General features: G+C 74.8%; 24 protein-coding genes. 13 read left to right on the top strand and 11 right to left on the bottom strand.

Annotated features, from left to right (window positions below):
- Positions 1 to 2: 2 nt before the first annotated feature.
- The gene (locus AC07FV_RS06885) at positions 3 to 1,571 is read left to right on the top strand and encodes a class I adenylate-forming enzyme family protein (RefSeq protein ID WP_479085228.1); all 1,569 of its coding nucleotides are present in this window, start codon (positions 3 to 5) and stop codon (positions 1,569 to 1,571) included.
- Between the two features lie 35 nt (positions 1,572 to 1,606).
- Here the strand turns inward: AC07FV_RS06885 and AC07FV_RS06880 are convergent, their stop codons facing one another.
- On the bottom strand, positions 1,607 to 2,572 hold the full coding sequence (locus AC07FV_RS06880) for a pirin family protein (protein WP_479085227.1): 966 nt from the start codon (positions 2,570 to 2,572) through the stop codon (positions 1,607 to 1,609).
- A 136-nt stretch (positions 2,573 to 2,708) separates the two neighbouring features.
- Here AC07FV_RS06880 and AC07FV_RS06875 point away from each other — a divergent pair, with 136 nt between their 5' ends.
- Positions 2,709 to 3,056: a tetratricopeptide repeat protein gene (locus tag AC07FV_RS06875; RefSeq protein WP_479085225.1), complete on the top strand. Its 348-nt coding sequence runs from the start codon at positions 2,709 to 2,711 to the stop codon at positions 3,054 to 3,056.
- Positions 3,057 to 3,146: 90 nt separating this feature from the next.
- On the opposite strand, the gene AC07FV_RS06870 is transcribed toward AC07FV_RS06875, so the two are convergent.
- Positions 3,147 to 4,541 carry a PepSY-associated TM helix domain-containing protein gene (locus AC07FV_RS06870; protein ID WP_479085224.1) on the bottom strand — a complete coding sequence of 465 codons (1,395 nt, stop codon included), beginning with the start codon at positions 4,539 to 4,541 and terminating at the stop codon, positions 3,147 to 3,149.
- 141 nt (positions 4,542 to 4,682) lie between these two features.
- Here AC07FV_RS06870 and AC07FV_RS06865 point away from each other — a divergent pair, with 141 nt between their 5' ends.
- Positions 4,683 to 5,327 (top strand): peptide deformylase, encoded by a 645-nt coding sequence (locus AC07FV_RS06865; RefSeq protein ID WP_479085222.1) that lies wholly within the window; start codon positions 4,683 to 4,685, stop codon positions 5,325 to 5,327.
- A gap of 98 nt (positions 5,328 to 5,425) precedes the next feature.
- Here the strand turns inward: AC07FV_RS06865 and AC07FV_RS06860 are convergent, their stop codons facing one another.
- On the bottom strand, positions 5,426 to 6,859 hold the full coding sequence (locus AC07FV_RS06860; RefSeq protein WP_479085220.1) for a dihydrolipoyl dehydrogenase family protein: 1,434 nt from the start codon (positions 6,857 to 6,859) through the stop codon (positions 5,426 to 5,428).
- Between the two features lie 118 nt (positions 6,860 to 6,977).
- Between AC07FV_RS06860 and trxA the strand changes: the two genes are divergently transcribed.
- Positions 6,978 to 7,376 carry a thioredoxin gene (gene trxA / locus AC07FV_RS06855; protein WP_479085219.1) on the top strand — a complete coding sequence of 133 codons (399 nt, stop codon included), beginning with the start codon at positions 6,978 to 6,980 and terminating at the stop codon, positions 7,374 to 7,376.
- Between the two features lie 26 nt (positions 7,377 to 7,402).
- On the opposite strand, the gene AC07FV_RS06850 is transcribed toward trxA, so the two are convergent.
- Together AC07FV_RS06850 and AC07FV_RS06845 are read right to left on the bottom strand one after the other, a co-directional pair.
- On the bottom strand, positions 7,403 to 8,437 hold the full coding sequence (locus AC07FV_RS06850) for a LacI family DNA-binding transcriptional regulator (protein WP_479085218.1): 1,035 nt from the start codon (positions 8,435 to 8,437) through the stop codon (positions 7,403 to 7,405).
- 327 nt (positions 8,438 to 8,764) lie between these two features.
- Positions 8,765 to 9,433, bottom strand: coding sequence for a TetR/AcrR family transcriptional regulator (locus tag AC07FV_RS06845; RefSeq protein WP_479085217.1), 669 nt, complete (start codon positions 9,431 to 9,433; stop codon positions 8,765 to 8,767).
- A gap of 144 nt (positions 9,434 to 9,577) precedes the next feature.
- Here AC07FV_RS06845 and AC07FV_RS06840 point away from each other — a divergent pair, with 144 nt between their 5' ends.
- Positions 9,578 to 10,141: an NAD(P)H-dependent oxidoreductase gene (locus tag AC07FV_RS06840; protein WP_356605253.1), complete on the top strand. Its 564-nt coding sequence runs from the start codon at positions 9,578 to 9,580 to the stop codon at positions 10,139 to 10,141.
- A gap of 166 nt (positions 10,142 to 10,307) precedes the next feature.
- Complete coding sequence (locus AC07FV_RS06835) at positions 10,308 to 10,655, top strand: hypothetical protein (RefSeq protein WP_384699995.1); 348 nt, start codon at positions 10,308 to 10,310, stop codon at positions 10,653 to 10,655.
- Positions 10,656 to 10,662: 7 nt separating this feature from the next.
- Here the strand turns inward: AC07FV_RS06835 and AC07FV_RS06830 are convergent, their stop codons facing one another.
- The 3 genes from AC07FV_RS06830 to AC07FV_RS06820 all read right to left on the bottom strand — a co-directional run bounded on the left by AC07FV_RS06830 (position 10,663) and on the right by AC07FV_RS06820 (position 14,288).
- On the bottom strand, positions 10,663 to 11,670 hold the full coding sequence (locus AC07FV_RS06830) for a TerC family protein (RefSeq protein WP_479085216.1): 1,008 nt from the start codon (positions 11,668 to 11,670) through the stop codon (positions 10,663 to 10,665).
- A gap of 133 nt (positions 11,671 to 11,803) precedes the next feature.
- Positions 11,804 to 12,235: a PPC domain-containing DNA-binding protein gene (locus AC07FV_RS06825; RefSeq protein ID WP_479085214.1), complete on the bottom strand. Its 432-nt coding sequence runs from the start codon at positions 12,233 to 12,235 to the stop codon at positions 11,804 to 11,806.
- A gap of 82 nt (positions 12,236 to 12,317) precedes the next feature.
- Positions 12,318 to 14,288, bottom strand: a complete 1,971-nt coding sequence (locus AC07FV_RS06820; RefSeq protein ID WP_479085213.1) for an AfsR/SARP family transcriptional regulator — start codon at positions 14,286 to 14,288, stop codon at positions 12,318 to 12,320.
- 144 nt (positions 14,289 to 14,432) lie between these two features.
- On the opposite strand from AC07FV_RS06820, the gene AC07FV_RS06815 reads away from it, so the two are divergent.
- Together AC07FV_RS06815 and AC07FV_RS06810 are read left to right on the top strand one after the other, a co-directional pair.
- Positions 14,433 to 15,311, top strand: a complete 879-nt coding sequence (locus tag AC07FV_RS06815) for an alpha/beta fold hydrolase (RefSeq protein ID WP_479085212.1) — start codon at positions 14,433 to 14,435, stop codon at positions 15,309 to 15,311.
- Positions 15,312 to 15,442: 131 nt separating this feature from the next.
- Positions 15,443 to 16,084, top strand: coding sequence for a LysE family translocator (locus AC07FV_RS06810; RefSeq protein ID WP_479085211.1), 642 nt, complete (start codon positions 15,443 to 15,445; stop codon positions 16,082 to 16,084).
- Between the two features lie 25 nt (positions 16,085 to 16,109).
- Here the strand turns inward: AC07FV_RS06810 and AC07FV_RS06805 are convergent, their stop codons facing one another.
- Positions 16,110 to 16,532: a PPOX class F420-dependent oxidoreductase gene (locus AC07FV_RS06805; protein ID WP_479085210.1), complete on the bottom strand. Its 423-nt coding sequence runs from the start codon at positions 16,530 to 16,532 to the stop codon at positions 16,110 to 16,112.
- Between the two features lie 80 nt (positions 16,533 to 16,612).
- Positions 16,613 to 17,629, bottom strand: a complete 1,017-nt coding sequence (locus AC07FV_RS06800; protein ID WP_479085208.1) for an NAD(P)-dependent oxidoreductase — start codon at positions 17,627 to 17,629, stop codon at positions 16,613 to 16,615.
- A 243-nt stretch (positions 17,630 to 17,872) separates the two neighbouring features.
- Between AC07FV_RS06800 and AC07FV_RS06795 the strand changes: the two genes are divergently transcribed.
- On the top strand, positions 17,873 to 18,319 hold the full coding sequence (locus AC07FV_RS06795) for a type II toxin-antitoxin system PemK/MazF family toxin (protein ID WP_479085206.1): 447 nt from the start codon (positions 17,873 to 17,875) through the stop codon (positions 18,317 to 18,319).
- A gap of 15 nt (positions 18,320 to 18,334) precedes the next feature.
- Here the strand turns inward: AC07FV_RS06795 and AC07FV_RS06790 are convergent, their stop codons facing one another.
- The gene (locus AC07FV_RS06790; RefSeq protein ID WP_479085204.1) at positions 18,335 to 19,150 is read right to left on the bottom strand and encodes a TIGR02452 family protein; all 816 of its coding nucleotides are present in this window, start codon (positions 19,148 to 19,150) and stop codon (positions 18,335 to 18,337) included.
- A gap of 286 nt (positions 19,151 to 19,436) precedes the next feature.
- Between AC07FV_RS06790 and egtA the strand changes: the two genes are divergently transcribed.
- From egtA to egtD, 4 genes are read left to right on the top strand one after another with little or no spacing between them, the layout of a single operon-like run.
- Entirely contained in the window at positions 19,437 to 20,738 is a 1,302-nt protein-coding gene (gene egtA / locus AC07FV_RS06785) for an ergothioneine biosynthesis glutamate--cysteine ligase EgtA (protein ID WP_479085202.1), read from the top strand.
- Positions 20,735 to 22,090, top strand: a complete 1,356-nt coding sequence (gene egtB / locus AC07FV_RS06780; RefSeq protein WP_479085200.1) for an ergothioneine biosynthesis protein EgtB — start codon at positions 20,735 to 20,737, stop codon at positions 22,088 to 22,090. Before egtA ends, egtB begins: the two co-directional genes overlap by 4 nt.
- Complete coding sequence (egtC, locus tag AC07FV_RS06775; RefSeq protein ID WP_479085198.1) at positions 22,090 to 22,890, top strand: ergothioneine biosynthesis protein EgtC; 801 nt, start codon at positions 22,090 to 22,092, stop codon at positions 22,888 to 22,890. The genes egtB and egtC overlap by 1 nt, the downstream gene beginning before the upstream one ends.
- Entirely contained in the window at positions 22,887 to 23,849 is a 963-nt protein-coding gene (gene egtD, locus AC07FV_RS06770) for an L-histidine N(alpha)-methyltransferase (RefSeq protein ID WP_479085196.1), read from the top strand. Before egtC ends, egtD begins: the two co-directional genes overlap by 4 nt.
- The last annotated feature ends 7 nt before the right edge of the window (positions 23,850 to 23,856 follow it).

The following is a 23,856-nucleotide window of genomic DNA, read 5'->3' as shown; positions in this document are numbered from 1 at the left end:
CGATGGCCCCCGAGTCCGGCGCCGGTGAGGCGCTTCCTCCCGCGACCCTCGACGACCTGCTCGACAGCGCTTCCCGGGCCCGTCCGGGCGCCGTCGCGGTGCGCTGCGGGGGCCAGGTCCTCGCGTACGGGGAACTGCACGCGAGGGTGCGGGCCACCGCGCGCCGATGGGACTCCCTCGGCCTCGCTTCGCACGGCACGGCGGCGCTGCTCCTGGAGAACACCCCGGAATGCGTCATCGCCTTCCTCGCCGCCGCGCGCCTCGGGGTGCGTCTGGTCCCCCTCGAACCCGGCACGACCCGGCCCCAACTGGTCGCCCTGCGGGCCGCGACGGGCCCCCTGTTCGTCGCGGCACACGAGGCGAGACTCCGCGCCCTCGGCGGCGGCGAGGCGGAGAATCCGCTCGACGACTGCGTCCTCGTCGCCGTGGACGAGCCGGCCGGCGTCGCGGACGAACCCGGACGGCGAGGCCCCGCCCGTGGCCCCGACGACGAGCCACGGGCCGCCGCGGCCGACGCCCCCTTCCTGTACCAGTACACGTCCGGCTCGACCGGGGAACCCAAGGCCGTCGTCCACACACAGCGCAACCTCGTCAACGGCGGCGAGACCTACGCGCGCGCCTACGACGTCAGCGGGGACGACCGCGTCCTGGTCGCCGTCCCACTGCTGCACTCCTTCGGCATGGTCGCCGGGCTGGTCACCGCTCTGCGGACCGGGGCGCAGCTCGTTCTCCTCGGCCGCTTCACCCCCGCACGGCTCCTGAGTGCCCTGGACGAGCACGCCTGCACGGTGCTGGTCGCCGCCCCCATGGCCTACGACCTGACGACACGTGCGGCCGCCACCTCTCGCCCCCCGCGGCCACCGCGCGCGCTGCGGCTGTGCCTCTCCTCGGGGGCCGCCCTGCCGCCGGCCGTGGCACAGCGGGCCCGGGAGCGGCTCGGCATGGACGTCCAACAGGTCTACGGCTGCACGGAGGCCGGGGTCATCGCCGCGCACCGGCCCGAGGACGGCCCCGGCGCCGGCCGCGGCGTGGGCCGTCCCCTGCCCGGCGTACAGGTCCGTGTCGTCGACGAGCACGGGCAGGAGGTGCCGAGGGGCGAGGAGGGGGCGCTACTGGTCCGCACACCGGCGATGTTCACGCACTACCTCGGCCATCCCGAGGCCACCCGGCGGGCCTTGCGCGACGGCTGGTACGCCACCGGCGACGTGGCCCGCATCGACCCGGAGGGCCACCTGCACCTGGTAGGCCGCAAGGACTCCTTCATCAACGTGGGCGGCAAGAAGGTGAATCCCCTCGAGGTGGAACGGGCCCTCCTCACCCACCCGTCGGTCGCCGAGGCGGTGGTGTGGGGTGAGGAGACGGGCGACACCGGCGAACGCGTCCGGGCCACCGTCGTCGCCCTGACTCCGTTGCCCGCGGCGGAACTGACGTCCCACTGCCGTGCCCGTCTCCTCCCCCACCAGGTGCCCACCGCGGTCGACTTCGTCCCAGCCCTGCCGAAGAACTCCATGGGCAAGGTACGGCGTGCGGCGGTACGCGCCGCCCCGGGCGCCGACGGCAGCGGCGGGTAGGAGCGCCGTGCCGACAAGATCAGTCGATCCGCAGGTCAACGAACCCTTCCCCGCGGCTTGAGCGGCACCGCCGGCAGCCCGGGGGCGGCCAGCCGGGCACCGTCGTATCCCTTGACCTCCCCGAACCGCGTCCCCTCCATCCAGTCCCGGCGGGCCTGGGCGATCTCTTCCTGGGACCGTCCGATCCAGTTCCAGAACATGATCAACTCCTCGTCGAACGGCTCGCCGCCCAGGAGCATCAGGGCCGCGTCGGAGTCGGCGCGCAGGGGGAGTTCGTCGCGGCCGCAGCCGAGGTAGAGCATCGATCCCGGTACCAGCGGCACGCCGTCGACGTGGGCCTCGCCGGTCATGGAGAGGACGGCGTACTCGAAGTCCCGTTCCAGGGGGAGGCGGGCGTCCGCGCCGGCGGCGAGGGTCAGGTCGGCGCCGACGAGCGGGGTGTAGGTCGTCCCCGGGGAGGCGGTGCCGTCGAGGCTGCCGAGGAGCAGGGTGGCGGTGAGGCCGGGCGCCGTGACCCGGGGCAGTTCGGCGTGGAACTCGAAGTGCGGGTCGGTGTGGCGGTGGGCGTCCGGGAGGGCGACCCACAGTTGTGCGCCGTGCAGGTGGCGGGCGTGCGGCCGGGGGCTCTCCTCGGAGTGGCTGATCCCGCGCCCCGAGGTCATCAGGCCCAGCTGGCGCGGGCGGATGGTCTGCAGGCTGCCGGTCGAGTCACGGTGCAGCACCTCGCCCTCGTGCAGCCAGCTGACCGTCTGCAGGCCCATGTGCGGGTGCGGGGGCACCTGCATGCCCGGCTCGTCGGCGATGTCGTCGGGGCCGTAGTGGTCGACGAAGCACCAGGCTCCGACCATGCGCCGGCCCAGGTTGGGCAGCAGCCGGCGGACCTCGGTGGACTCGCCGAGCCGCACCTGCCGGGGGCTGAGGAGTTCGCGCACGGGTTCCGCCACCACGAAGCCGCGGCCGCCGCACAGGGAGGGAACCGCCTCGCGATCGAGATTGCTCATGGCGCCCAACCTAGCTCCGGACGGCCGTCCGCGTCAGACGGTCCCACGGCCGTCCCCACGGTCGGCGGAGCCCTCGAACCGATGGTGGAATGTTCAACGACCTGGCGTGGTTGCAGCACACCGAAGGAGGTCACCAGTGGACACGACGTACTACGACCACGGAACGCCGACGGAGCGCTGGGAGCGCGGACGGATGTTCTTCGACGCCAAGGACTACGCCGCCGCGGCGCGCGTCCTCAGCGGGCTGGTCGAGGAGGTGCCCGAGCAGTCCGGGCCGCGGCTGCTGCTGGCGCGTTCCTACTACCACTCGGCCCAGCTCCGGCGCGCGGAGGCGGAGCTGCGTCACGTCGTCGAGCACGACCCCGTCGAGCAGTACGCCCGGCTGATGCTGGGACGCACCCTCGAACGGCAGGGGCGGCAGGAGGAGGCCGACGCGCAGCTGCGGATCGCCGCGGCCCTCGCGGGCGACTTCACCGACCGCTGAGCGGCGGGCCGGCGGCGGGCCGGGAGTGCGGTTCCGTGCTCCCGGCGCGCCGCCCTTCTCACCGTTTCGCCGTCGTGGCGCCCGCGTACGTCACGTCCGCCGCCCCCGCCGGTGGGCCAGCTCGCCGAGCACCACGTCGACGGCGACGAACGCGGCCAGCGGGATGCCCAGCAGCGGTACGAAGTAGCCGAGGACGGCGACGGCCGCCAGCAGCGGGACGAGGACCGTCGGTGGCACCTGCTGCCAGGCGCCGCGCGGGACCGGACGGCCGAAGACGGAGCCCCGGCCGCGCTGCCACCACATGCGGTAACCGAGGACGATGAGCAGGATCAGACAGACGGCGAGCGCCATCAGGCCGATCTGGTTGGCCAGGCCGAACAGGCTGCCCGTGTGCAGGTCGATGCCCCAGCGGCTGAGCTTGGCCAGGACCGGGTAGTCGGCGAAACGCAGCACGTCCGTGACCTCGCCCGTCGCCGGGTCGACGGCGACGGAGTCCTGCTTCTCGGGCCAGCTGCGCTGCACCTGCTTGACGACGTAGGCCGAGGAGGCGTCGGCGGGCGGGACCACCTCCACGGGGTCCCCGAGGCCTTCGGCCCGCGCGGCGGCCAGGACCTTGTCCAGCCCCACCCCGTGCGCGGCGTCACCGCCGGTGCCCGCCGCCGCGCCGTGGCCCGCGTGCTCGCCGCCGCCGGCGGCCGACGCCGACACGGACGGGGTGGTCTGCCCGAGGGAGACGCGCAGGTCCTCGATGTTCGCTCCGGCGTACGTCGACCAGGTCAGGCCGGTCGCCGACAGGAAGACGAACCCGGCCGCGACCCAGGCGCCGACCGTGCCGTGCAGGCCCAGGGTGCGGCGCCGGCCCCCGGTGCCGCGCAGCCTGCGCCGGGACCGTCGGCGGGAGAACCACAGCACGAGGCCGCCGCCCGCGATCACCCAGAGCCAGCTCGCGGCGAACTCGCTGTACAGCCGGCCGGGTTCGCCGAGGTGAAGGTCCCGGTGGAACTCGTCGATCCAGGTGCGCAGCGGCAGCGCGCCGCTCGACCCGTACTGCTCGAGGGCACCGCGCACCTTCGCGGTGTAAGGGTCGACGAAGACCGCGAGCGTGTGGTTCGGGTCGACGCCCTCGACCCCGGAGAGCAGCACCCTGGTGGTGGCGTCCGCGTCGGGTGAGGGGCGTACGGCCGACACCGTGCCGTCGGGGTGGGCCCGGCGGGCGGCGGCGACCTGCTCGGAGAGGGGCAGCTTGCGCTCACCGGCGTCGGGGACGGTCAGTTCGTGCGCGTAGAGCAGCTTCTCCGCCTGGAACGAGGCGGCGTAGAGGAAGCCGGTGGCCGCCGCGACCAGCAGGAAGGGGGCCACGAACAGCCCCGCGTAGAAGTGCAGGCGCAGAACGAGCGGGCGCAGCGGGGCCCAGGTGCCGGGTCCGGGCGGCGTCGCCCGGCCCGGTGCCTCGTCCGTGGGGGGTGGGGAGGTGGTGGCGGTCATCGGTGTGTGCTCCGGGGACGTCGTGGGGAAGGGGTGGTACCAGTGGTCGGAGCGAGGGCGGGTCCGGTTCCCCGCCGCGGAAGTGGCGTGGGTCACGTTCGCGGGCCGGGTGGGTGCGCGGGCCGTGGCATCCTGAGGGCCATGGGAACTCCGAGTGATCGCGCCCCCCTTGCCGAGCGGGTCGAGGAACTGCTCGCCGGTGACGGGCCGTTGCCGATCGTCGCGGCCGGCGATCCGGTGCTGCGCCGCCCCGCCGAGCCCTTCGACGGGCAGCTGGAACCCGCGCTGCTGGCACGCTTCGTGGAGGCGCTGCGCCTCACCATGCGCGCGGCGCCGGGGGTGGGCCTCGCCGCGCCGCAGGTGGGGGTGGGGCTCAGGATCGCGGTGATCGAGGACCCGGCGCCGGTCCCGGACGAGGTGCGGGTGGCCCGCGGCCGGGTGCCGCAGCCGTTCCGGGTGCTGGTCGATCCGTCGTACGAGCCCGTCGGTCCGGGCCGGGCCGCGTTCTTCGAGGGCTGTCTGAGCGTGCCGGGCTGGCAGGCGGTGGTGGCGCGCCACGCCGAGGTGCGGTTGGTGGCGCACGACGAGCACGGGCGTGCGGTGGACGAGGTGTTCGAAGGCTGGCCGGCCCGGATCGTGCAGCACGAGACGGACCATCTCGACGGCGTGCTGTACCTGGACCGGGCCGAACTGCGGTCGTTGGCGTCGAACGGCGCGATGGCCGAGCGGTGGGCGCAGCCGACGCCGCACCGGGCGGCGGCGGCACTGGGGTTCGAGCTGCCCTGACGAGGCGGGAGGGGCCGGCGCGTGGCGGCAGGGGGGACGGGCGCGTTCCAGGGGAGGGGTGTTCCTCCGGAGACCGCCGTCCCCGCCCGCCGGCCCGGTCAGTTGTCCCGGTACGCCTCCAGCAGCCTCAGCCACACCTCGCTGATCGTCGGGTACGACGGGACCGCGTGCCACAGGCGGCTGACCGGCACCCGCCCGGCGACGGCGACGGTCGCGGAGTGGATCAGTTCGCCCACGCCGGGGCCGACGAAGGTGACCCCGCGGACGATCTCCTCCTCCAGGTCGACGACCATGCGGGCGCGGCCCTTGTAGCCGTCGCCGTACAGGCTCGAACCCGCCACCGCGATGTCGACGTCGACGGCGCGGACGCGGTGGCCGGCCTGCTCGGCCTCGGCCAGGGTGAGGCCGGCGGACGCGGCCTCGGGGTCGGTGAACACCACCTGGGGCACGGCGTCGTGGTCGGCGGTCGCGGCGTGCGCGCCCCAGGGGCCGGAGTCCACGTCCGAACTCCCGGAGGCGCGGGCGGCGATGGCGGCTCCCGCGATGCGCGCCTGGTACTTGCCCTGGTGGGTGAGGAGGGCACGGTGGTTGACGTCACCGACGGCGTACAGCCAGTCGTGCCCCTCGACACGCAGGCTCTCGTCGACGGGGAGCCACGAGCCGGGTTCCAGTCCGACGGTCTCCAGGCCGATGTCTCCGGTGCGGGGCACGCGGCCGGTCGCGAACAGGATCTCGTCGGCCTCGAGACGGTCACCGGCGTCGGTGACCGCGACGACGGTGCCGTCCTCCCGGGTGACGGACGCGACGGAGGTGCCCGTGCGGATGTCGACGCCGGCCTCGGTGAGCGCCTCGGCGACCAGTTCCCCGGCGAACGGTTCCATCCGGCCGAGCAGGCCCTCGGTGCCGCGCACCAGGAGGGTGACCCGGGAGCCCAGTGCCTGCCAGGCGGTGGCCATCTCCACGGCGACGACCCCGCCGCCGACCACGATCAGCCTGCCGGGCGCCGCCTGGGCGCTGGTGGCCTCACGGCTGGTCCAGGGGCGCACGTCGGCCAGTCCGGGCAGGGCGGGCAGGGCGGCGGCGCTGCCGGTGCAGACGGCGACCGCGTGGCGGGCGGTCAGGACCCGCCGGGTGCCGTCGGGCGCGGTCACCTCCACCGTGCGCGGTCCCGCCAGCCGGCCCAGGCCGCGGTACAGGTCGGCCCCGATGCCCTCCACCCATTGGACCTGGCCGTCGTCCTTCCAGTGGGAGGTGAACTCGTCGCGGCGGGCGAGCACCGCGGCGGCGTCGAGGGGTTCTCGCACCGACCGGCTGAGACCGGGCAGGCGGCGGGCGTCCGCGCGGGCGAGGACGGGGCGCAGCAGGGCCTTGCTGGGCATGCACGCCCAGTAGGAGCATTCGCCGCCGACCAGTTCGCTCTCCACGATCGCGGTCGCCAGGCCGGCCGCACGGGTGCGGTCGGCCACGTTCTCGCCCACGGGGCCCGCGCCGATCACGACGACGTCGTAAGCGATGGAATCCGATTGCTTCATGGGGCCAGTCTGGTAGGTGGTGTGCCACGTGGCCACATGGGTACGTGCGCGGAATACGCACCAGGTCGGCAGTGTTGTGCCGACGGCTTTGCCCCGAACCCAGGAAGAGGGTCACACCATGAGCAGCACCGTGGAGCTCACCAAGGAGAACTTCGACCAGACGGTCACGGACAACGGGTTCGTCCTGATCGACTTCTGGGCGTCGTGGTGCGGTCCGTGCCGTCAGTTCGCCCCGGTCTACGAGAAGGCGGCCGAGGCCAATCCCGACCTGGTGTTCGGCAAGGTGGACACCGAGGCACAGCCGGAGCTGGCCCAGGCCTTCGGTATCCAGTCGATCCCGACGCTGATGATCGTCCGGGACCAGGTGGCCGTGTTCGCCCAGCCCGGCGCGCTGCCCGAGGAGGCGCTCACCGACGTCATCGGTCAGGCCCGGAATCTGGACATGGACGAGGTCCGCAAGGCGGTCGCCGAGCAGCAGGCGCAGGCCGAGGGCCAGGCCGGGCAGGACGGCCGGTAGCCGGACCCCGCGGACCCCGCCCGAGGTCAGGTCGACTCGCGGTGCACGACCGCCGCGCCCAGCACCTCGTGCCGCTCGGGCGCGGCGCCCGGGTCGTGCACCGCACGGTCGACCAGTGCGGCCAGGTCGCGGCCGGAGGGCAGTTCCAGGTGGACGGTGCTCAGCCGGGGCCTCAGCAGCCGTCCCAGCATCAGGTCGTCGGAGCCGATCACGGCGGTGTCCGCGGGCACGTCGAGGCCCGCGTCCTGAAGGGCGCGCATCAGCAGCATCGCGTACTCGTCGTTGTAGGCGAACACGGCGTCCAGACCGAGCGATCCCCAGCGGGCGGCCAGCCGTGCCGCGTCCCGCTCCTCGTAGGCGAGCGGCAGCGCGGTGACGGTGGCGTCGGTACCGCGGACGGCGCGCCGGGCACCCTCCAGACGCGGCGCCGAGAAGAGCTCCAGGCCGTCCTCCTCGGGGACGACCACGCCGATCGCGCGCCGGCCCCGGTCGTGCAGGTGCCGGGCCGCGCGGTGGCCGACGATCTCGTGGTCCATGAGCAGCGCGTGCGCCCCCTCGACGGTCTCCGGGCCCAGGGTGACGACCGCGCGGGCGCCTGAGCGCTTGAGGATCTCCACGCCCTGCGGGCCGAGGCCCGAGCCGGGTACGAGGACCGCGACCGGGCGCAGTTCGGCCCAGGCGCGGGCGGCCTCGTCGCCGTGCGTGCCCGCGGTGCCGTACTGGACGACGGTGTAGTCCAGGCGGCCGAGGGCCCCCTGTAATTCGGTGAGGAAGCGGCTGAAGAGGGGTCCGGCGGGGAAGGACGGCGCGGGCATCAGGACCGTACGGCTGCGCCCGGCGCGCAGCGAGCGGGCCGCGGCGTGCGGGACGTACCCGAGCTCCCTGGCGGCCTCGCGGACACGGCGGCGGGTGGGTTCGCTGATGCGGACGGCGTCGGCGTTGTTGAGGACGTAGGAGACGGTCGCGCGCGAGACGCCGGCCAGACGGGCCACGTCGGCGCTCGTGGGGACGGAACCCGGTGCGAGGGGCTCGTCGGCGGGGGGGTTCGGTATCTGCACCATGAGGTACGGCATCTTGGCAGAGCCCGGGGACCGCGCGGCGGCCGGGGCGGCGCGTCCCGGACGCACGGGGCGGCCTGTCCGCCGGCGCCGCGGCCCGCGTGGCGGACGTGGCGGCGGTGCGGCGGGCGCGGTGAACCGCACCGCGGGTGCGGTGACCCCGCCCGACGGGGCGCGGCGACGGCCCGGCCGGGGCGTGCTGACTGCCCGGCGGGACATCGAGATCCGCCCGGCAGGACACAGCACCTCTCCCGGCAGGACACACAGATTCGCCCGGCCGGACGCAGGAGTCCGTCAGCCCGGGCGCCGTGATCGCGTGCTCGGGTCGGGTCAGGCCGGGGGGTCGGTACGGGTCACGCGCGCGACCAGGTCGACCCAGCCCTTCTCCAGCCGCGCCGGAGGCATCCCGCACTGCTCGGTGAGGTGGTGCACCAGCGCGGGGTCCAGGGACGCCATCAGCGTGTGCGAGAGCAGCTCGCTGTCCGCCTCCGGGACCGCCTGGCGCAGCAGCAGGGCGACGTGTCCGCGCAGGAAGCGGCGCGGCGCGGAGGTGTAGCGGCGTTCGGCGCTGGGCTCGGCGGCCAGTTGCAGTTCCAGCTCGTCGACGCAGCGGCGCAGCGTCGCGAGGCCGAAGGCGCGCAGCCGCTCGACGGGCGGGGCCCCGGGCCCCAGCGGCGGGGGGCCGCTGAGCAGCGCGGCCTGGAAGTTCTTCTCGGAGTGGTCCAGCAGCGCCGCGAGCAGACCGGTGCGGTCACCGAAGCGCCGGAAGACCGTGCCCTTGCCGACGGAGGCCGCGGCGGCGACCGCCTCCATCGTCAGACCCGCCGCGCCGTGCTCGGCGACCAGCCGGGCGGCGGCCTCCAGCAGCCGGGCCCGGTTGCGGGCGGCGTCGGCGCGCAGGCAGGGCTCGTCCGCCTCGGTCCACGGCCCGAGCTGTAGCAGCTCGGACGGACCGGCGGTCTTCTCGGGCTCCGGGAAGGGCGGCAGGGCGGCGGGCATGTCGCCAGCGTAAAGCATCGGGAAGAAAACTGGACCGCGGTCCGGTTAAGGTGTTACAAATCAAACGGACCCCGGTCCGGATCGTAACGGCAGTGTTTCAGCGGCGTCTGTCCCCCAGCGTCCGCGTCATCAGTGGGAGTACTCATGTCTGTCCGCATCCTTGCGCTCGTCGGCAGCCTTCGCGCCGGTTCGCACAACCGCCAGCTCGCCGAGGCGGCCGCCCGGTTCGCCCCGGAGGGCGCCGAGGTGCAGCTGTTCGAGGGGCTCGCCGACATCCCCTTCTACAACGAGGACATCGACGTCGAGGGCAGCGTCCCGGCCGCCGCCGCGAAGCTGCGTGAGGCCGCCCAGGCGTCCGACGCCTTCCTGCTCTTCTCGCCGGAGTACAACGGCACCATCCCGGCCGTCCTGAAGAACGCCATCGACTGGCTGTCCCGTCCGTTCGGCGCGGGCGCCTTCGCCGGCAAGCCCGCCGCCGTGGTCGGCACCGCCTTCGGCCAGTACGGCGGCGTGTGGGCGCAGGACGACACCCGCAAGGCCGTGGGCATCGCCGGCGGCAAGGTGATCGAGGACATCAAGCTCTCCATCCCCGGTTCGGTGACCCGCTTCGCCGAGGTGCACCCGGCCGACGACGCCGAGGTCGCCGCCCAGCTGACCGAGGTCGTCGCCCGGCTGCACGGCCACGCCGACGAGGTCATCGCCGCCTGACCCGCCGCACGACGCCGCACGGGACCGACAGCTCGCCGAGCTGCCGGTCCCGTGGTGTGTCCCGGGGGCGGGTGCGCCGGACCCTGACATGTGCGAGGTACCGGCACGAGCCGTCTTCTCCTTGACTGGTCCCGCAAGCGAAACGCGCGACCTCATGGGGGTACACATGAACCGCAGGAAGAACGTCGTCGCCGCCGGGCTGGCCGCCACCGTCTCGGCCCTGGCGCTCACGCTGGCCGGTTCCGCCGTTCCGGCGCAGGCCGCCCCGTCCGCGGCGGCGGCCGGCGTGGACTGCGACGGCTGGGTGCACAACAACAACCCGGACCACGGCATCGCCGGTTGCAGCAACAACACGGACCGCACCGTCACCTTCCGCGCCGAGATCGTCTGCGGCTGGGCGCCGGACGTGTCGGGACAGTGGGTGACGCTGGCGCCCGGCCAGTACGGCGAGTCCTCGGGCGTCTGCGCGATCTACAGCTCCGGCGTCGGCAGCGTGGGCTGGACCATCCAGTAGGCCCTCGTCAGGCGCCCGGTCCCGGCGGCCGCTCCTCCTCCCGCCCCCGGTCCCGGACCCCGTCCCGCTCCCGGTCCTGCTTCCTCGCGGCCCACAGGCTCGTCGCCGTGGTGACCGCGAGGACCAGCACGATGAAGGCGAGCGAGAAGGGGATGCCGATCTCGGGGACGTGCACCCCGGACTCGTGCAGGGCGTGCAGGACCAGCTTGACGCCGATGAAGCCCAGGATGACCGACAGGCCGTACGAGAGGTGCACGAGTCTCTTCAGCAGGCCGCCGATGAGGAAGTACAGCTGGCGCAGGCCCATCAGGGCGAACGCGTTGGCCGTGAACACGATGTACGGGTCCTGGGTCAGGCCGTAGATGGCGGGGATCGAGTCCAGGGCGAACAGGACGTCGGTCATGCCGATCGCGAGCATCACCACCAGCATCGGGGTCATCACCCGCCGGCCGTTCTCCTCGATCCACAGCTTGGTGCCGTGGTATCGGTCGGCGACGCCGAAGCGGCGCTCGATCGACTTCAGCAGCTTGTTCTCCTCGTACTCCTCGTCGTGCCCTCCCTTGCGGGCGTCCTGGATGAGCTTCCAGGCCGTCCAGATCAGGAAGGCTCCGAAGACGTAGAACACCCAGGAGAAGGTGGAGATGATCGCCGCGCCGGCCGCGATGAAGCCGGCGCGCAGGACCAGGGCCACGAGGACGCCGACCATCAGCACGCGCTGCTGGTACTGGGAGGGCACTGCGAACTTCGCCATGATCAGGACGAAGACGAAGAGGTTGTCGACGCTCAGCGACTTCTCGGTGATGTATCCGGCGAAGAACTCGCCGCCCGGACCGCCACCGCCGAGCACGAGCAGCCCCACGCCGAACAGGGCGGCCAGGACCACCCAGACGGCCGTCCAGATGCCGGCCTCCTTGATCGAGACGTCGTGCGGCTTGCGGCCGATGAGGAAGTCGACGGCGATGAGGACGCACAGGCCCGCGACGGTCAGCAACCAGACCGTGGGGGAAACGTTCACCGGGGCTCCTGACACTGGGGGACCGCGTACGGCTTCCTGGTCAGGGTGTTTCCGGTGAGCGGCGCGGGCAACCCGGCGCGGCCTCCGTACGGCCCGGCGGTCCGCGCCGGTGCACCGCTGCGCGGCGGCCGGATCAGCCCAGGTCGATCAGGGCCAGGCCGATGTCGGGGCGGTGCTTCTTGGCCAGTTCGGCGGGGCTGTCCCGCACGACGACCTCCAGCGTCGGCCAGACCCGGCCGGACAGCAGGTGGCCGCGGGTGGAACCGTCGGAGAGGCCCAGTACGGCGTGCAGGTGCGGGGTCGGCCCGTCGTCCGCGACGGCGATGTCGCCGAGCAGCGACAGCACCTCGCACTGCTCCTCGACGGGGATGCGCCGGTAGTCCCCGGCCTCCCGGTCGAACCAGCCGACCACCGCCTCCGAGAAGGCGCCCACGGCGGTCACCTGGGACGCCCCCAGCCTCCGGTCTCGGGCGAAGGCGGTGAGCTGGGCGACGGCGTCCTCGCCGGGGTCGAGCACCACCACGTACACCGCCGACGGGCCCTCCTGCACCTGCTGCCACTTCATGCCCGCGCGGGTACCCGAGCCGGGCCGCGGCAACCGCCGGGCCGGGGCCCTCGCGGACGGTGTGCGCGGCGACCGGTGCGGCTCAGGTGCCGAGTGCCCGACGGATCTCGGCGAGCCATCCGTCGACCGGTCCGAAGGTGACCGCCCCGCTGCCCGCCCCGGCGAGTTGACCGGAGGCGGGCAGCAGCCGCCGGTACGTCCGCTCCAGGGCCGGGCGGGCGCCGAGCCGGAGGGCGAGCGCGGCCTCGGCGCAGCACAGCGCCTCGTAGAGCAGGTCGGGGGGCGGCTCCGCCAGGGCGTCCAGGGCGGCCCGGGCCTCGGCGTCACGCCCCTCGTCCAGCAGGGCGAAGGGCGCGGCCCAGGGCCGGTACGGTCCCCAGTCCGCGTGCGGGTCCACCTCCGGCGGCCTGCCGTGGGCCAGTCGCAGGCCGAGCAGCGCGAGGGGCTCCAGCCCGCGGGTCAGGCCCGGCATCCCGGCGCCGTCGAGCCGTGCGGCGGCCGACCGGTAGGCGGCCACCGCGCTGTCGTACGGGCTGCCGGTGGCCGCCCGGCGCAGGGCCCGGTACCACTCGGTGAAGACGCCCACGAGCGGCCGTTCGTGCCGTGCTGCCAGGTGGTCCGCGGCGGCGGCGTGCTCGTCGGCGGCGGTGAAGTCGGCGAGGGCGGAGCGGGCCTGGAGCCGGATCAGCCGACCGAGCACCTCGTGGTTGACCATGCCGTGCCGGGCGGCGAGTGCGACGAGTTCGGCGCCGATCGCGTCCCGGCGCGGGGCCAGTCCGGCGGTGGTGCAGGACTGCATGAAGACCCCGTTGAGGGCGAAGGCGAGCAGCGCGGGGTCGTCCAGGCGGCGGGCGATCCGCTCCGCCTCGCCCGCCGCCCGGGGGCCGCGCGGTGAGCGGACTCCCCGGGACTCCAGGGCGACGGTGGCGAGCAGCCGGCAGCGCGCCGCGTCGGCGGTGGTGTCGTCCGGCAGGGCGGCGAGGGTGCGTTCGGCGGCCGCGACGATCCGCCGCGCCGGTTCAGGGTCGTCGCTGCGGGTCCAGTTGGCGGGCACGTCGTAGGCGCCGATCACCCGGGCGGTCAGTTCCGCGTCGCCGGTCTCCTCCGCGGCGGCGACCGCGGCCGACCGGTGCTCGCGGGCCGCCTCCAGACCGCCGCCGCCGGTCACGGCGAGGTGGCGCAGCAGGCCGACGGTGGACTCCAGGCGGGCGCGGGCACCGGCGGCGACCGTGCGGTCGTACGCCTCGGTCGCGCGGGCCCACAGGCGGGCCGCGGCCTCCGCCGGTTCGCCGGGCGGGTCGAGGCCGGGGTCCTGGGCGAGGATGCCGGCCTCCAGGCGGCGCAGCCGCGGACCGGGGTCGACGCCCAGGTGTCCGGCCAGCAGGTCGCGGGCCCGGCGCAGCACCGCGAGGGCGTCCCCCTGGCGTCCGGTCCGGTAGAGGGCGAGGGCGAGCAGCCGCCAGGCCTCCTCGCGCCAGGGGTGCTCGGCCAGGTGGGCCTCCAGGTCGGGGACCGCTTCGGCGGATCGCCCCAGGCCCACCAGCAGCTCCGCACGGCGTTCGACGGCGCGCAGCCGCAGCTCGGTGAGGCGCAGGCGCTCGCCGCGGGTCCACTCCGCCGCGCCGAACTCGGCGTAGGCGGGGCCCCGCCACTCCCCCAGCGCCGCCCGCAGCAGGTCCGGGGCGCGAGCGGCGGGCGTCCGGTCCGCCTCCGCGACGGCCTCCTCGAAGCGCCACGCGTCCACCGCGTGCGGCGCCGCGCGCAGCATGTACCCGGGGCCCTCGGTGGCGAGCAGCCGGGCCGGGGCGCGCGGTGGACGGCCGGGTTCCAGGGCGCGGCGCAGATCGCCGACGAAGGTGCGCACGGAGCCGACGGCCCGCGGCGGCGGTTCGTCCCACAGGTCCGCCACCAGGCGGTCGAGCGGGACCACCCGCCGCCGGGCGACGAGCAGGCGGGCCAGCACGGCACGGTGCCGAGGGCCCCGGAGGGCGAGGGCGTCACCGGCACGCTCGGCCGTGACCGGTCCGAGCACGGTGAAGGTGACCGCTTCCATGTTCCGTCCGCTCCGCTCCGCCACCACCCGCCGGACCTCCACGGTACGCGTGCTGATCCGTTGCTGATTCGCGCCCGGCAGGGTCGACATCACCGGCACGCCGCGGAACCGCCCCGGCGTGGAACAGAGAGGCCCGGCCCAGCCATGGCACCGACCATCCCCGGCTTCACCCACAACCGCGTCGCGGTCGCCGACGGCGTCACCCTGAGGGTGGCCGTCGGCGGCTCCGGCAGCCCGGTCGTGCTGCTGCACGGCTTCCCGCAGACCCATCTGATGTGGCGGCACGTGACCGCCGACCTCGCGGCCGACCACACGGTCATCTGCCCCGACCTGCGCGGCTACGGCGACAGCGACAAGCCCGCCGACCCGGACGGCACCGCCTACGCCAAGCGGACCATGGCCGCCGACGTCGTCGCCCTCGCCCGGGCGCTCGGACACGAGCGGTTCGCGCTGGCCGGGCACGACCGGGGCGCGCTCGTCGCGGTGCGGGCCGGCCTCGACCATCCGGACGCGGTGACCCACCTGGCGGCGCTGGACGTGCTGCCGACCCTCGACATGTGGGACGTCCTGCGCGGCACCTCCGCGGCCGTGGGCTTCCACCTGTTCCTGATGGCCCAGCCGCCCGGGCTGCCGGAGCAGTTGATCGGCGCCGCACCGGACGCGTTCTTCGGCCACTTCCTCGACGGCTGGACGCGGGACCCGGACGCCCTGCCCGCCGACGTCCGCGCCGCCTACCTGAGGGCGTCCCGGGAGGCGGTGCCGTCCATCGTGGCGGACTACCGGGCCTCGGCCGGCATCGACGTCGTCCACGACCGGGCGGACCGCGAGGACGGCAACCGGCTGGGCATGCCGGTCACCGTCCTCCAGCAGGACTGGGGTGCCGCCCTCGGCTACGACGCCGCCGCGCTGTGGCGGGCCTGGGCCCCGGACCTGCGGCACGAGACCGTCGACTGCGGGCACTTCATGGCGGAGGAGGCGCCCGGCGAGGTCACCGGGGCGCTGCGGGAGTTGCTGACGCGGTAGTCCGGCCGGGCGGCGGCGGACGCCGTCACCGGGCGGCCACCGGGCGGGCAGGGTGGCGATAGTGGTCGCGGTCCGGACGGGCCGGTGAAACCCCGTGGAACGTCGCGGCCGCCCCGTGCTTGCATGGAGCCATGGTGTCCCCCGACCGTCTGCTCGCCTTCGCGGCGCTCTCGTTGCTCCTGATCGTGATCCCGGGCCCCAGCGTGCTGTTCGTGGTCGGCAGGGCGTTGGCGCGGGGACGCCGCGCCGCGCTGACCACGGTGGCCGGGAACACCCTGGGCGCCTACGTGCTCGTCGTCGCCGTCGCCCTGGGCGTCGGGGCGGTCGTCGAACGGTCGGCGCTCGTCTTCACCGTGCTCAAACTGGCGGGCGCCGCCTACCTGGTGCACCTCGGCGTCCGGGCGTGGCGCGAACGCCGGCGTCCCCTGGCCGTGCTCGCGGGGGACGCGCCGGGCGACGAGGGCCTGCGGCGCACCTTCTGGGAGGGGTTCGCCGTCGGCGTGACCAATCCCAAGACCATCGTGTTCTTCGCCGCCGTGCTGCCGCAGTTCGTCGACCGGGACCGGGGCGGGGCCGCCGTGCAGATGCTGCTGCTCGGCCTGGTCTTCAACGCCATCGCGCTGGCCTGCGACAGTCTGTGGGGGCTGCTGGCGGCCACCGCGCGCGACTGGTTCGCGCGGTCACCGCGCAGGCTGTCCGCCGTCGGTGGGGCGGGCGGCCTGGCGATGATCGGTCTCGGTGTCACCGTGGCCACGACCGGTCACGGGGACTGAGCGGCGCCCGCGGGCCAGGACGTGCTCAGCCGGACTGGTCGCTGTCCTTCATCGCACCCCAGCCGTGCCAGCGCTCGACCTCGACCCAGGCGCTGACCCGGGCCCGGACGCGGTCCGGGTAGGCGTTGCCCGTGTAGTGCCGGGAGAGGCGGTCGATGCCGGTCAGGCCCTCGTCGTCGCGCATCTCCGCGACCCGGCCGATCAGGGTGACGTGCGTGTACCAGTCGTCGCCCGCGAGGACGGTGAGGGTGACGCGCGGGTCGCGGCGCACGTGCTTCAGCCGCACCCGGCCCTCGTCGAAGTTGACCAGGACCCGGCCATCGTCCTCCCACAGGTACCAGGTGGGCGTGGAGACGGGCGACCCGTCCGAGCGGAGGGTGGCCATCACGCACGGGTTGGGACGACGCAGCAGCTCGACGGCCTCGGGCGGCAGGGGCGGCTTGGACATACGGACTCCTCTGATCTCGATGTGCGCCGAGGCTACGTCGGCGTTCCGGTCGTTCCGCTCACCCGGTACCCCGGGCGCGCTCAGTCGGACATCTGCTCCACCGTCCCCGGCGTCTTCTCCGCCGTCCCCGACGGCATCTCCGCCGATTCGGGCGCCTTCGCCGCCGTCCCGGACGCCGTCTCCGCCGTCCCGGACGCCTTCTCCGCCGTCTCGGGCGCCGTCTCGTCGAAGCTGGCGAAGTACGCCGCCGCCATGTCCTCGTCGCCGTGCCCCTGCGCCGCGGCCCGCGCCAGGCGTTCCGCGCCGGCGGCGGCAACGTCCAGGCGGACGCCGTTCGCCTCGGCGGCCTCCACGATGAGCCGGGCGTCCTTCGCGGCGGTGGTGACCGCGAACTGGGCGGGTGTCAGGGCGCCGTCGCGGATCAGGCCGGCCTTGGCCCGCAGGTAGCCCATGTCGAGCGGGCCGCCGGCGATGGCGTCGAAGAAGCCGTCCGGGTCAACGCCGAGTGCCTTGGCGAGCGCGAGCGCCTCACCGGCCGCGTTGGTGGCGGCCAGTACCCAGCTGTTGGCCACCAGCTTCAGCCGGGTGGCGCTGCCGGCCGCCCCGTCCTCGCCGGTCCACACGGTGCGGGAGCCCACGGCGTCGAGGACGGGGGTCACCGCGTCGCGCGCGCCGGCCGGTCCGGCGGCCAGCACCAGCAGCCGGCCGGCCTCGGCGGGCTGCCGGGTGCCCAGCACGGGGGCGTCGAAGAAGACGAGGCCGTGCTCGTGGGCGAGGGCGGCAAGGTCGGCGACCGCGTCGACGCCCGCGGTGGTCGACTGCACCCACATGGTGCCGCGCCGCAGTCCCGGGGCGGCCTGCCGCATGACGTCGAGGGCGGCCGGACCGTCGTACAGCATGGTGAGGACGGCGTCGGCCCCGCGCACCGCCTCCTGCGGACTGCCGGCGACGTGCGCGCCGTCGGCGGCCAGCGGCTCGGCCTTGTCGCGGCTGCGGTTCCAGACCCGGACGGTGTGTCCGGCGCGGGCGAGGTTGCGGGCCATGGCGGCACCCATGATGCCGGTGCCCAGGACACTCACGGTGAGCTGGTCGGTCATGACGTCGGCTTTCTGTGGTCGTGCGGTGGCCGGCCGGGGCCCCGGGCGGCGCGAGGTCCGGTGATCAGCCTGCCACCCGGCCGCGACGGGCGCGCATCGACCCGACCCCAGGTGCGGCGCGCGCATCGACCCGACCCCAGGTGCGGCGCGCGCATCGACCCGGTCGGTCCGCCCGCGTCACCGGCCCGCCCCGCCCACGGACCGGCCGCCGGACCGCCCGCGCACGTCCCGTACGGTACGGCCGTGAGCGCCTTCAGCAACGACACCGTCCCCGGCCGCCACGGCCCCTCCGCCACCACCGAGGCCGACCCGCGGAACGTGGGCCGGGTGCGGACGGAGTACTCCCCCGCGCACGACGGGGACCCCGATCCCGGCGAGATCGTCTGGACGTGGGTGCCCTACGAGGAGAACGACGGGCGGGGCAAGGACCGGCCGGTGCTCGTCGTCGCCCGCGAGACCGCCGGCACCCTGCTGGCCGTCCGGCTCTCCAGCAGACGGCACGTCGGGGACCGCGACTGGGTGCCGATCGGGAGCGGGCCGTGGGACCGGTCGGGGCGGGACTCCTGGGTGGCCGTGGACCGGGTGCTGCGGCTGCACGACGCCGGTATGCGCCGCGAGGCCTGTGCCCTGGACCGGATGCGGTTCAACCTCGTGCGGCAGCGGCTGCGGGAGCGCTACGGCTGGAGCTGACGCCCCGGAGCCGCTCTACCGCCCCTCGGGGAAGGCGCGCGCGAACGCCTCCCGGACCGTGCCGCCCGGCGTGCGGTCCAGGATGCCGAACGTGACCCGTCCGAAGGCGCCCGCGAAGCGTCCGCCGGGCCCGAGCAGCGTCCGGAAGGCGCCGGCGACCTGAGCGGGGTCGTTGCGGAACACCCCGCAGCCCCAGGCACCGAGCACGAGCGTCCGGTACCCGTGGGCCGCCGCCGTCTCCAGCACCCGCTCGGCGCGCACGGCCAGGGCGCCGGGCAGTCCCGCGGCGCGCTCCGGGGCGGTGCGCAGCACCACGCCCGCGTTCGGCGCGGGGGAGGTGAGGAAGCCGGCGGTGTACGGCTCGTCCAGCAGGCGGCCGCGGTCGTCGCGGAAGACGGGGACGGCGGGCGAGTGGATGACCCGGTCCGTGTAGAACGGGTCGCGGTGGGCGCGGTGGTGGTCGTAGAACGCGCGGGCCCGCAGCAGGCAGGTGTGGAGCGCGGAGGACCGGCACAGCGCCTCCTCCTGTGCCTGGGCGCCGTTGAGGTAGCCGCCGCCTGGGTTCCGGGCGGAGGCGAAGTTCAGGACGGCGACCTCGCCGCCGAGGCGGTGCGCGGCCTCCAGGCTGCTCTCGCCGGTGACCTCGAAGACCGTCCGCACCGACGCGAGCGCGGGCACCTCCACGGGCTCCGGCCCGTACGTCCGCGTGCCGGCCCGGGCCGCCTCGACCGCCGCCCCGATCGACACCTCGCGTCCGCCGGGCGCGCGGTAGGCGCCCGCCGTGACGATCTGTTCGGTCTCCTGTGCGATGCCCCGCAGGCGCGCGCTCATGGCGTCACCCCCGTGGACGCCATGACCGCGCGCCGCGCGGTCTCCCCCGTCGTGCTCATGAGCAGATCCTGGGTGATGCTGGGGAGGCGGTGCAACGGAGTTTCCCGGCCGGGTAACGCCGGGGGTATCCCCCGGAAACGGACGGGTCACGGAGTTTGTCGATCCGAAACGCCCTGATATGCACCCTTGTGCGGAGCGTCGCGAGGGTCTTGGGTGGGACGAGTGTGCCGACCCGGCCCACCGCGCACGGGTCGGTGGCATGGATGGACCTCAGGAGGATCCCGACATGTCCGATACCACCAGTGGCTGTACCCGGCCACGCACCACCGCCACCGAAGCGGAGGTCGAGGCGCTGGTCCACGGCATCTGCTTCAAGACCGGCCCGCCGAAGCGCCTCGGCGTCGAGGTGGAATGGCTCGTCCACGAGCTGCGCGCCCCGCGGCTCCCCGTCTCACCCGAACGGCTCGACGCGGTCTACGCCGCACTGCGGGCCGTGCCCCTGCGGTCCGCGCTGACCGTGGAACCCGGCGGCCAGCTGGAGCTGAGCTCGCTTCCCGCCGCTTCCCTGACGGAGTGCGTCGACACCGTCTCCGCCGACCTGGCCGCCGTCCGCGCCGTCCTGCGCGAGGACGGTCTCGGCCTCGTCGGCCTCGGCCACGACCCCTGGCAGGCGCCGCGCCGCTACCTGCGGCAGCCGCGCTACGACGCCATGGAAGCCTGCCTCGACCGCGACGGCCCGGCCGGCCGCTCCATGATGTGCACCTCCGCCTCCGTGCAGGTGTGCCTGGACGCCGGACACGAGGAGCCCGGCCCGCTCGGCCATGTGCGCCGCTGGTGGCTGGCCCACCAGCTCGGCGCGGTCCTGCTGGCCGCGTTCGCCAACAGCCCGCTGGCCGACGGCCGACCCACCGGCTGGCGGTCCACCCGGCAGCTGCGGTGGGCCCAGATCGGCACCGGCCGGGCGGGCGGCCCCGCCCTGGACACCGACCCGCGCGGCACCTGGACCCGGCACGTCCTGGACGCGCCGGTGATGTGCGTACGCGGGGAGGGCGGGCCCTGGGACGTACCGGAGCGCCTGACCTTCCGGCAGTGGATCAGGAACGGGCGGCCCAGGCCGCCGACCCTGGAGGATCTCGACTACCACCTCACCACGCTGTTCCCGCCGGTCAGGCCGCGCGGCCACCTGGAACTGCGCATGATCGACGCGCAGCCCGGGGACGACGGCTGGAAGGTGCCGCTCGCGGTGACGGCGGCGCTGTTCGACGACCCCGAGGCCACCGAGACCGCCTACCGGGCCGTGAAGCCCCTCGCCGAACGCACCCTGGGCCGGCCGGCCCCGCACAACCCGCTGTACGAGGACGCGGCCCGTGACGCCCTCACCGATCCGGAGCTGCGCGAGGCGGCCGTCACCTGCTTCGGCGCGGCGCTCGCCGCCCTGCCCCGGCTCGGCGCCACCACCGAGGTCACGGACGCCGTCGCCGGGTACCTGGAGCGCTATGTGCGCAGGGGCCGCTGCCCCGCCGACGACCTGCTGGAGATGCCGGACGGCGCGAGCCGTGGCCCGCACGGGAGGGAGACCCGCCCATGACCGACCCCGCCATGGAGACCGCCACCGACACCGCCGCCGTGGGGCCCGTCGACGCCGAGACCCTGCGCGAGCGGGCCCTGGCCACGCTCGTCACCGCCCGCGACCGCACCACCCTGCTGACCAGCTGCGTGGAGGGCCCCGACCTGACCGGCCAGGTGTCGCCGCTGATGTCCCCGCTGGTGTGGGACCTGGCGCACATCGGCAACCAGGAGGAGCAGTGGCTGCTGCGCGCCGTCGCCGGGCAGGAGGCGATACGGCCCGAGATAGACAACCTGTACGACGCCTTCGAGCACCCTCGCGCCGAGCGGCCCCGGCTGCCCCTGCTGTCCCCCGCGGAGGCCCGCCGGTACGCGGCCGACGTCCGCGGCCGCGCGCTGGACGTGCTGGAGGGCGCCGCGTTCCACGGGACGCGGCTGACCGAGGCGGGCTTCGCCTTCGGGATGATCGCCCAGCACGAGCAGCAGCACGACGAGACCATGCTCATCACCCACCAGCTCCGCAAGGGCCCCCAGGCCCTGACCGCCCCCGATCCGGAGCCCGTGCCGCTGTTCACCGGCCCGGCGGAGGTCCTGGTGCCGGGCGGCCCGTTCACGATGGGCACGTCGACCGAGCCCTGGGCGCTGGACAACGAACGGCCCGCGCACCGCCGCGAGGTGGCGGCGTTCCACCTCGACACCACGCCGGTGACCAACGGCGCCTACCAGGCGTTCATCGACGACGGCGGCTACGAGGACCCGCGCTGGTGGGCGCCGGCCGGCTGGGACCACGTCCGCCGGCACGCGATCACGGCCCCGCTGTTCTGGCGCCGCGACGGCGGGCAGTGGCTGCGGCGCCGCTTCGGCGTCACCGAGGTCGTGCCCGCCGACGAGCCGGTGGTGCACGTGTGCTGGTACGAGGCGGACGCCTACGCCCGCTGGGCCGGGCGGCGGCTGCCCACCGAGGCCGAGTGGGAGAAGGCCGCCCGGCACGACCCGGCCGGTGACCGCACGGCCCGCTACCCGTGGGGCGACGCGGAACCGGGCCCGGAGCACGCCAACCTCGGCCAGCGGCACCTGCGCCCGGCGCCCGCCGGCAGCTACCCCGCGGGCGAGTCGCCCCTCGGCGTACGGCAGTTGATCGGCGACGTCTGGGAGTGGACGTCGAGCGACTTCGCCCCGTACCCGGGGTTCGAGGCGTTCCCGTACAAGGAGTACTCGGAGGTGTTCTTCGGGCCGGAGTACAAGGTGCTGCGCGGCGGCTCGTTCGCCGTGGACGCGGTGGCCTGCCGGGGCACGTTCCGCAACTGGGACTATCCGATCCGGCGGCAGATCTTCTCGGGCTTCCGCACCGCCCGTTCCGCGGAGGCCTCCTGATGTGCCGTCACCTGGCGTACACGGGCCCCGCGGAACCGCTCGGCCGGCTGCTCGTCACCCCGCCGCACGGCCTGTACCGCCAGTCCTGGGCGCCTCGGCACCAGCGGTACGGCACGGTCAACGCCGACGGGTTCGGCGTCGGCTGGTACGCCGAGGGCGACCCGGTGCCGGCCCGGTACCGCCGGGCCGGGCCCATCTGGGCGGACCGGTCCTTCGCCGACCTGGCCCGGGTGGTCCGCGCCGGGGCGCTGCTCGCCGCCGTGCGGGACGCCACGCTGTCCGGTGCGGACGCGGAGGCCGCGGCGGCGCCGTTCGCCGCGGACACCTGGTTGTTCAGCCACAACGGAGCCGTGGCCCAGTGGCCCGGGTCGCTGGCGCGGGTGGCCGGGACGCTGCCCCCGGAGGATCTGCTGGCGCTGGAGGCCCGCAACGACTCGGCGCTCGTGTGGGCGCTGGTGCTGGCCCGGCTGCGCGCCGGGGACGACCCGGGCCGGGCCCTGGCCGAGACGGTGCTGGAGGTCGCCGCGGCGGCCCCCGCCTCCCGGCTCAACCTGCTGCTCACCAGCGGGGACACCGTCACGGCCACCACCTGGGGCGACACCCTGTGGTACCTCACCCGTCCCGGCGGCGGCACCGTCGTCGCCTCGGAGCCGTACGACGACGATCCGCACTGGCGGGAGGTCCCCGACCGCACCCTGCTCTCGGCGAGCCGCACGGACGTGCAGCTCACTCCGCTGAAGGACCCGGGCGGCAACGCCCTCGCAGACGCTTTCGTCCCCCCGAAGGAGCCCCGCACGTGAGCCCGTTCCGCCTCACCCGCACGCTGCCCGAGGACGCCACGGGCGCCGCCCTGCGCGCCGACGTCCTGGCGGGCCTGACGAGCACGCCCAAGTGGCTGCCGCCCAAGTGGTTCTACGACGCGCGGGGCAGCGAGCTGTTCGAGGAGATCACCGCACTGCCCGAGTACTACCCGACCCGGGCCGAGCGGGAGATCCTCGTCGACCGGGCCGGCGAGATCGCCGCGGCGACCGGTGCCCGCGCCCTGGTGGAACTGGGCTCCGGTTCCTCGGAGAAGACCCGGTTCCTGCTCGACGCGCTGACCGGTCTGCGCGCCTACGTACCGGTCGACGTCAGCGGGAGCGCGCTGACCCGGGCCGGGGAGGCGCTCGTCGCCGAACGGCCGGACCTCCAGGTGCACGCGCTGATCGCCGACTTCACGGGAGGGCTGACGCTGCCCGGGACGCCGGGTCCGCGGCTGGTGGCGTTCCTCGGCGGCACGCTCGGCAACCTGCTGCCGGGCGAGCGCGCCGCGTTCCTGGCCTCCGTCCGCGCCCTGCTCTCCCCCGGCGACGCCCTGCTGCTGGGCACCGACCTCGTCAAGGACGAGCGGGTGCTGGTCCGGGCGTACGACGACGCGGCCGGGGTGACCGCCGCCTTCAACCGGAACGTGCTGTCCGTGATCAACCGGGAGCTGGAAGCGGACTTCGCGCCCGCCGCCTTCGAGCACGTGGCGCTGTGGAACGCCGAACAGGAGTGGATCGAGATGCGGTTGCGCTCGCGCGCCGCGCAGACGGTCAAGGTCCAGGCGCTCGACCTGGCCGTGGACTTCGCGGACGGGGAGGAGCTGCGTACCGAGGTGTCCGCGAAGTTCCGGCGGGAGGGCGTACGGGACGAACTGGCCGCGGCGGGCCTGGAACTGACCCACTGGTGGACGGACGGCGAGGACCGTTTCGCGCTGTCCCTGAGCACAGTGCGCTGAGCACAGT

Source organism: Streptomyces sp. NPDC045956, from assembly GCF_056430705.1.
Note: the sequence above shows the minus strand (reverse complement) of the source record. Positions and strands in the feature narration are given on the sequence as shown.